The organism is Rhizobium sp. 18055 (genome assembly GCF_902706285.1).
Lineage (GTDB): Bacteria > Pseudomonadota > Alphaproteobacteria > Rhizobiales > Rhizobiaceae > Rhizobium.
Genome location: NZ_CACSKD010000038.1, coordinates 1 through 6,563 on the forward strand (window position 1 = coordinate 1; position 6,563 = coordinate 6,563).

Consider the following 6,563-nt stretch of genomic DNA (forward strand, 5'->3'; position numbering starts at 1 on the left):
GCGCTCCCCGCCCCCGCCATGCTGCTGGAACCCGGCCCGCCGGACCTCCAGCATTTCCCGCATGCCGCCTGGGCGCGCTGCCTGGCGACCCGCGCCCGCCGGCTGCGGGTCCACGACCTCGGTTATGGCGACGCCTGCGGTCTGCGCGATCTCAGGGAGGCGATCGCCGAGCATCTGGCCGGCACGCGCGGGGTGGTGGCCGCGCCCGAACAGGTGCTGATCCTGCCTTCAACGCGGGTGGCGATCGACCTGCTTGCCTCGTTGCGGCTGCCCGGCGCCGACAACGATCGCGTCTGGATGGAAGAGCCCGGCTACCCCTCGGCGAAAACCCTGATGCGATCGGCAGGTGCCGAGATCGTCCCCATCGCCTGCGACGACGCTGGTATCGATGTCACCCAGGCCGATGGCCCAGCGCCACGGATCATCTACGTCACGCCATCGCACCAGTATCCGACAGGCGCGACCATGAGCCTGCAACGCCGGCTGGCCCTTCTCGATCTGGCGCAGGCAACCGGCGCCCTGATCCTCGAAGACGATTACGACAGCGATTTTCAATATGGCTCCCGCCCGATCGCCTCCCTGCAGGGCATCGACCGCAACGAGGTCGTCGCCTATCTCGGCACCTTCTCGAAGATCCTCGCACCCGGCCTGCGCGTCGCCTACGCGATCGTTCCGTCCTGGCTGATCGCGCAGGCATCTGCCGCGCTGCAATTGCGCGGCGCCGTCGTCTCGGTCCATATCCAGGCAGCGCTGGCCGATTTCATCCGCGAGGGCCGGCTGCGCGCCTATCTCAGGCAGATGAACGCAACCTATGCCGCCCGCATGGCAGCGACGACGGATGCGCTGCGGCAGCATTGCGGCCACCTGCTGAACATTGCGGAAGGTGCTGGCGGATTGCAGCTCGCAAGCTGGTTCAAGGATGAGACGATCGACGACGAGGCCATTGTCACGGCGCTGCGCGCGCATGAAATTGCGCCACAGCCCATGTCCCGCTTCTATCTCGGCAAGCCAAAGCCCGGCCTGCTGTTCGGTATCGCCAAAGTGGTCCCGACCGACATCGACGTCACGGCATCGAAGCTCGCAAGGCTTCTCAACGCACACACAGGATAGCGACCTGCCTGGCGCCTGGTGACAGCCACGCAGAGATGAACACCGGCTACAGCCCCGGCAGCAGCGTAAACAGTTCCTGCGCACGGTTCACTCCGCGCAATGCATGCTGGCCGATCGACATCAGATCGATCTGCGTCGAGGGAACGATCGCCGCGAAACTGGCCGACATCAGCACCTTGCGCTGCAGGGAGCGACAAAGCGAGACGATCCGGCTGACCTCGTTGACGGCAGGGCCGATCACCGTGAAGTCGAGACGATCCTTGCTGCCGATATTGCCATAAAACACGTCGCCCATATGCAGGGCGAGATAGACGTCGGTCACCGGCCGGCCCTCGATCCGGCGTTGGGCGCTGAGATCGGCGAGGCGCTTGTCGAGCAACGACTTGGCTTTCAGCGCCGCGACGCAGGCATCGCTCGGCTTCTGCCCCTTGAAGATCGCCAGCGTGCCATCGCCCATCAGCTTCAGCACTTCCCCGCCCGCCTCCTGCACCGAGGAGATCACCGCATCGGCATAGTCGTTCAGCATCGGAATGATCTCTTCCGGGTCGATGGTATCCGATATGTGCGTGAAATTCGCGAGATCGGAAAACCACAGCGCTGCCGAAATCCGGTCGCTGCGCCCCCGGGTGATCTTGCCGTGCAGCACCTGGTTGGCCGCATCTTCGCCGAGATAGACCTTGGCGATGGTGCCGGCGACACCGCTGACGGTCACGCATTTGACCGCAAGTGCCAGACAGGGAAGCAGGTCGCGCAAGGTCGCCAGATCGCGTTCGCAAAAGCCGCCGGCGGTCCGCGTGGCGAAATGCGAAAAGAAGCAATCGATCTCGCCGATCGTGCCCTCGTTGCCGAAACGATGGGCCATGGCGATGAAATCGGTGAAGCCGGCGCTCTTCAGTTCATCGAGCAGATAGAAATCGGCCGCATCGCCCCGGCAAAAACACCGGCGCACCTCGTTGCTGCCTTCGACCTCGAGATGGTGAAATGCCGAGCGAAGCCAGTTGTCCGCAAAGTGGCCGGGACCGGCGACGCCATATGCCGAGACGCGCTCGACCGTCAGCCGGGCATCCCAGCGAAAGGCGCGTCCTTCGTAAAGCGGATGAAGCGTATCGATGACCGCGACGGACCGGCCGATCGGCAGGCCGTTTGCGACACAACGCTCGCAGAAACCGTCCAGAAGGTCGGCTTCAGACATGCCTTTCAATCCGCTCTGCATCAGCCAAGCGGTAATTCCTATGACGTGGCGATCGTCCACGGCTGTCTCCTGATCCAGGGCGTCCATTATGTCTGGCATTGCGGACGGTTAAGGTCAGCGCGCCCGTTCACGGTCCATCGAAGGACGCCTGGACCGTGAACTATTCTGGAGTGAATGCGGCCTGCGGAAATGGTCCTTGCGGGCCACGCTTTGGCTCACTCGACGATCGTCACGCTCGCGGTGCGGCCGGCCACCAGTGCCGTACCGTCAGGCAGATCGTCGAGCGTCACCCGTACCGGCACGCGCTGCGCCAGTCGTACCCAGGTGAAGGTCGGCGTCACGTTGGCAAGCTGCGCCGTGGTATCGCTGCGTTCGCGATCCTCGATACCGCCGGCAATACCTGTCACCTTGCCCTTCAGCGGCTTTTCGCTGCCCATGAGATAGACCAGCGCCTCGTCGCCGACCTTGATGCGGTCGAGCTTGTTCTCCTCGAAATAGCCGGAGATGTAGTAGGAATCCGTGTCGATCAGTGCCGTCACAGCGGTTCCGGCCGAGACGTAGTTGCCGGGCCGCATCGAGAAGTTGGTGAGCACGCCGTTGACGGGAGCACGCACGACCGACCGGTCGAGATTGAGCTGCGCGGTATCACGGCTGATGATCGCCTGATTATAGGTCGCCTCGTCCTGCTGGACGGTGGTTTCTGCCTGCTGGATCTTCTGGCGGGTAACCGAGCTCTCGCCGAGCTTGCGATAGAGATCGAGATCGCTGTTGGCCATGTCGAGCGCTGCCTTGCCGCTTTCCATCTGGGCTTCGGCCTGGCGCAGGGCCAGCTCGAACCGCGCCTGATCGATGCGGAAGATGACGTCGCCCTTGTGGACCGTCTGGTTGTCCTTTGCATCGACTTCGCTGACGATGCCGGAGACGTCGGATGCGAGGTGAACGATATCGGCGCGGACCTTGCCGTCACGCGTCCACGGATCGTTCATGTAGTAGTCCCAGAGATGCCAGCCCAGCACGCCCGCGAGCGCGACGACGACGCCGGTCAGCAGGAAGCGGCCGGAATAAGCAAGAAGCGATTTCATAATGACACCTTGTTGAGAGACAGCGCCAGAGCGCCGAGCAGGCAGAAATACATGGCAGTATCGAACAGTGGCCGATGCCAAACGAGACGATAGAAACCTGTGAAGGCCAAAATCCGCCGCAGGATGGAATTGAGGAAGAAGGCGACAACGGCGATGGCCGCCAGTGTGGGTACGAAGACGCCGTAAAGATCGATTTCCGGTCTCATGCTGCGTTCTCCTTTGCGTGTTGAACGTCGGCCTCATCTGCCACAGCGGGCATCGAAAATGCCGTATCGGGATAGAGGCTGTAACGAAGCCCGGTTATGGCGCGACGGGCGCCTTCGACGGGCGATGACGGGCTGAGCGGCATCAGCCGAACGAGCGACCGGTCGATCGCCTCGCGCAGGCCCTCGCCCGCCTGGGCATCGCCATGTTTCTGTTTTCGCTGATAGAGCGCGGCAACGCCCGACAGCACCTCGTCGATCGGAGCACGATTGTCGCGTGCCAGCAACTGGCGGTGGCGCTGCAGCTCCATCGTGTTCAGTCCATTGCGCAGGTCGCGCAAGATGTCGCTTTGAGCCACCTGAGATTCCCTCGGGATCATTGCCAAGCGAGGCGCCACCAGGCCGAACCGATCGACCATCCGGTACGACAGCCGCGCGAAATCGGGGGCATCCGTCTCACGCGCCACAGCAACGATGTCGGCCCATCCGGCCCGAAGCACCCGATAGGCGGTCCACTCGGCACCAACCGAGCGCACCAGCACGGTGGTGCCGCAGGCGATGACCAGGCCAACAACCAGTGCGATGTTCGAGTTCGCAAACGAACCCAAGTCGGGGTTGAGACGATCCTGCAGCGCAAGCATGCTGGGAAAGTTGACGCAAAAGCCAAGTCCGTAAATCATCAGCGATGGCTTGGTCATCAGCAGCCCGGCAGGGATGAGAATGAGACCCAGCGCCGCAGCCAGCGATACATAGCCATGAATGAGCGGCAAAAGGCCGAATTCGAAGATGAAGGCAGCGATAATCGCAACGATCGAGATATACAGGAACTTCAGCATCATCGGCGCCGGATCGTCCATCGTTGCAAAAATGCAGCAGAGGACACCGGCCATCATCGCAGCGGCGCTGCCTTGCGGCCAACCGGTGTATATCCACAGCGCCGTCGCGATGAATGTCGACAGCATCACCGACAATCCCGAGTGGATGGCCATGCCGTAATCCCGGTGGATCGGCGCACGGCTGAACAAGGTGCCGAAACGCTGCCAGCGCAGCTCGCGGCGCCCGCCCGTCTCGATATCCTCGCGCAGCGTCAGGCAATCGTTCCAGATCTGCAGCAAGTCCCGAAGCCGTGCGGTAAAATTATGCGCCAGGAGGCCATTCCATTCCTGCTGCTCCTGGCCTTCCCGCTCGGCCTTGTCCATCAGCGCAAGCAGTTCCTGCCGCTCGGCATCGCTGTAGGCAGACCGTCTCGAGAGCAGATCTGTGGTGCGGTCAACCAGTTCGTTGGCGGCAGGCGTCAGCCGGCCATCCGTTGCCGCCTTGAAGGCATGCAGCACGTCGGCGAGACCTGACACGATGGGCAACATTGCCACCATGCGCTGTTGCAGCGTCCTGGTACGGCCGACCATGTCGCGCAGGCCCGAGGTGTCGTAGGCGACATGCGTGGTGAAGCTGTGAAGATCGACGGCATCGGCGGCAAGCTTGCGTGCCCCCGCTTGGAGCGCATCGTCCTTGCCCGTGCTTTTCAGCGTCGCGATCGCCAGCGCCGCGACATCGCCGACCCAGGCATCGATGCGCGCGGCAAGCACCGGTCCGGCATGGCGCGGAAAGACCAGACGGCTGACCACCGCGGCGCAGATGATACCGAGCGCAATCTCTTCGACACGGGCAACCGGATAGGTGAAAGCCGTCTCGGGGCTGGCGACGATCGGAAACCCGGTCAACGCCGTCGTATATCCAGCCAGCATGAAGGAATAGCTGCGCGGGGTGCGGTCGAGCATGCTGACCCCGAGACAGAACGCCATCCACAGCGCGATGGCAAGCGTCAGCAGTTCGGGCGAATCGACGAGGTTGGGGACCAGCACGATGGTCATCGCACCACCGAGCGCCGTGCCGATCAGGCGGTAGATCGCCTTCGACGTGTTGGCACCCGATAGCGGATGCGCCACGATATAGACCGTGCTGACCGCCCAATAGGGATTTGTCAAATCGAAGCAAAGAGCGATCAGAAGCGCCAGCATCGCGGCGATGAAGGTCTTTATGGAGAAAACGACATCGCCGACAGTCGGGGAGATCGCATTATGGCTGCTCGTCATGTTCCTGCATTCCGGTTATCGTCGCGGTCTTTTCCGCAACGGCGCGCAGAACCACCAGGGCAGCATCGACCTGTTCGGGGTCGAGATCGCCAAGGATCTGTTCTCTCAACTTAGCCGCACAGCTTTCGGCGCGCTCGGCGACCGCTGTGCCCTCCTCGGTAAGTTGCACCAACTTTATCCGCCGGTCCGCCTCGTCAGCGACCCGACAGATCAAGCCATCATTCTCCAGACTGTCGAGCACGCGAACGAGTGTGGGGCCTTCGACACCAACCCGTTCGGCCAGCACATTCTGCGGTATCCGGTCGCCATGGCGCAGCAACGCAATCAACGGCGCAGCGCTGGCATCGGAAAGCTTGTGGTCGGTCAAAACAGCGTTCAGTGCGCGGCGCCATCCACGCCCGCAAATCATCAGCAAGGGTGCAAACTCGGTCCAGGTTTTCTTCATGTTCGTTGTCATGGAATTAGATAACATCCTATCGATTAGAATTCAATGGTATTTGCGCATAGCTGCCATTCGATAGTTAGCGAACTCTTATCCGCCCACCTCCCCGCAACCGGACCTTACCCCGGCAGCCCTCCCTCGGCCCTGCAATTTTTCGGTGTATTGCGACGAATACGCCTTCCCCCCATCGACAATATGCATTGTCGAAAGGAAAAATTAACCATAAGCATTAATAGCTTATTAGCGAACCGCGCTGCGGTCGCTTGCCTATGGAGACTTTATGCGTCGTTTTGCCTTTGTTGCTGGATTATCCGTTCTCGCCGGCTGTGTGAGCGGCCCGGATCATGTTCCCCCGGAAATGCCGCTTCCGGCTAAGTTCAACGAGGGTGGCGCCAAGGTCGGCGCCGATGTCTCGACGGTCACCTGGTGGACAGCCTATCG

Annotated in this window: 6 protein-coding genes and 1 pseudogene; 2 read left to right on the forward strand and 5 right to left on the reverse strand. The window is 61.9% G+C overall.

The features are described 5' to 3' along the window. The coding region (locus tag GVL52_RS27590) for a PLP-dependent aminotransferase family protein (RefSeq protein WP_160012604.1) at nucleotides 1-1,110 on the forward strand (1,110 nt) is incomplete at its 5' end. A 46-nt stretch (nucleotides 1,111-1,156) separates the two neighbouring features. Here GVL52_RS27590 and GVL52_RS27595 read toward each other — a convergent pair. The 5 genes from GVL52_RS27595 to GVL52_RS27615 form a co-directional block, all read right to left on the reverse strand. Next, entirely contained in the window at nucleotides 1,157-2,362 is a 1,206-nt protein-coding gene (locus GVL52_RS27595) for an adenylate/guanylate cyclase domain-containing protein (RefSeq protein WP_160012605.1), read from the reverse strand. A gap of 155 nt (nucleotides 2,363-2,517) precedes the next feature. Next, on the reverse strand, nucleotides 2,518-3,384 hold the full coding sequence (locus tag GVL52_RS27600) for an HlyD family secretion protein (protein ID WP_160012606.1): 867 nt from the start codon (nucleotides 3,382-3,384) through the stop codon (nucleotides 2,518-2,520). Further along, nucleotides 3,381-3,590 (reverse strand): DUF1656 domain-containing protein, encoded by a 210-nt coding sequence (locus GVL52_RS27605; protein ID WP_160012607.1) that lies wholly within the window; start codon nucleotides 3,588-3,590, stop codon nucleotides 3,381-3,383. The genes GVL52_RS27600 and GVL52_RS27605 overlap by 4 nt, the downstream gene beginning before the upstream one ends. Then, nucleotides 3,587-5,680, reverse strand: a complete 2,094-nt coding sequence (locus tag GVL52_RS27610; protein WP_160012608.1) for an FUSC family protein — start codon at nucleotides 5,678-5,680, stop codon at nucleotides 3,587-3,589. The genes GVL52_RS27605 and GVL52_RS27610 overlap by 4 nt, the downstream gene beginning before the upstream one ends. After that, nucleotides 5,664-6,125, reverse strand: a complete 462-nt coding sequence (locus GVL52_RS27615; protein WP_200847919.1) for a MarR family winged helix-turn-helix transcriptional regulator — start codon at nucleotides 6,123-6,125, stop codon at nucleotides 5,664-5,666. Before GVL52_RS27615 ends, GVL52_RS27610 begins: the two co-directional genes overlap by 17 nt. Nucleotides 6,126-6,402: 277 nt before the next feature. Here GVL52_RS27615 and GVL52_RS31045 point away from each other — a divergent pair. Beyond that, a pseudogene (locus GVL52_RS31045) lies at nucleotides 6,403-6,563 on the forward strand (nodulation protein NodT); the annotation flags it as partial.

What these genes read in the sequence shown, in the direction of transcription:
- GVL52_RS27600 (WP_160012606.1), bottom strand. Translation starts at nt 3,384, where the DNA reads ATGAAATCGCTTCTTGCTTATTCCGGCCGCTTCCTGCTGACCGGCGTC.
- GVL52_RS27605 (WP_160012607.1), bottom strand. Translation starts at nt 3,590, where the DNA reads ATGAGACCGGAAATCGATCTTTACGGCGTCTTCGTACCCACACTGGCG.
- GVL52_RS27610 (WP_160012608.1), bottom strand. Translation starts at nt 5,680, where the DNA reads ATGACGAGCAGCCATAATGCGATCTCCCCGACTGTCGGCGATGTCGTT.
- GVL52_RS27615 (WP_200847919.1), bottom strand. Translation starts at nt 6,125, where the DNA reads ATGAAGAAAACCTGGACCGAGTTTGCACCCTTGCTGATGATTTGCGGG.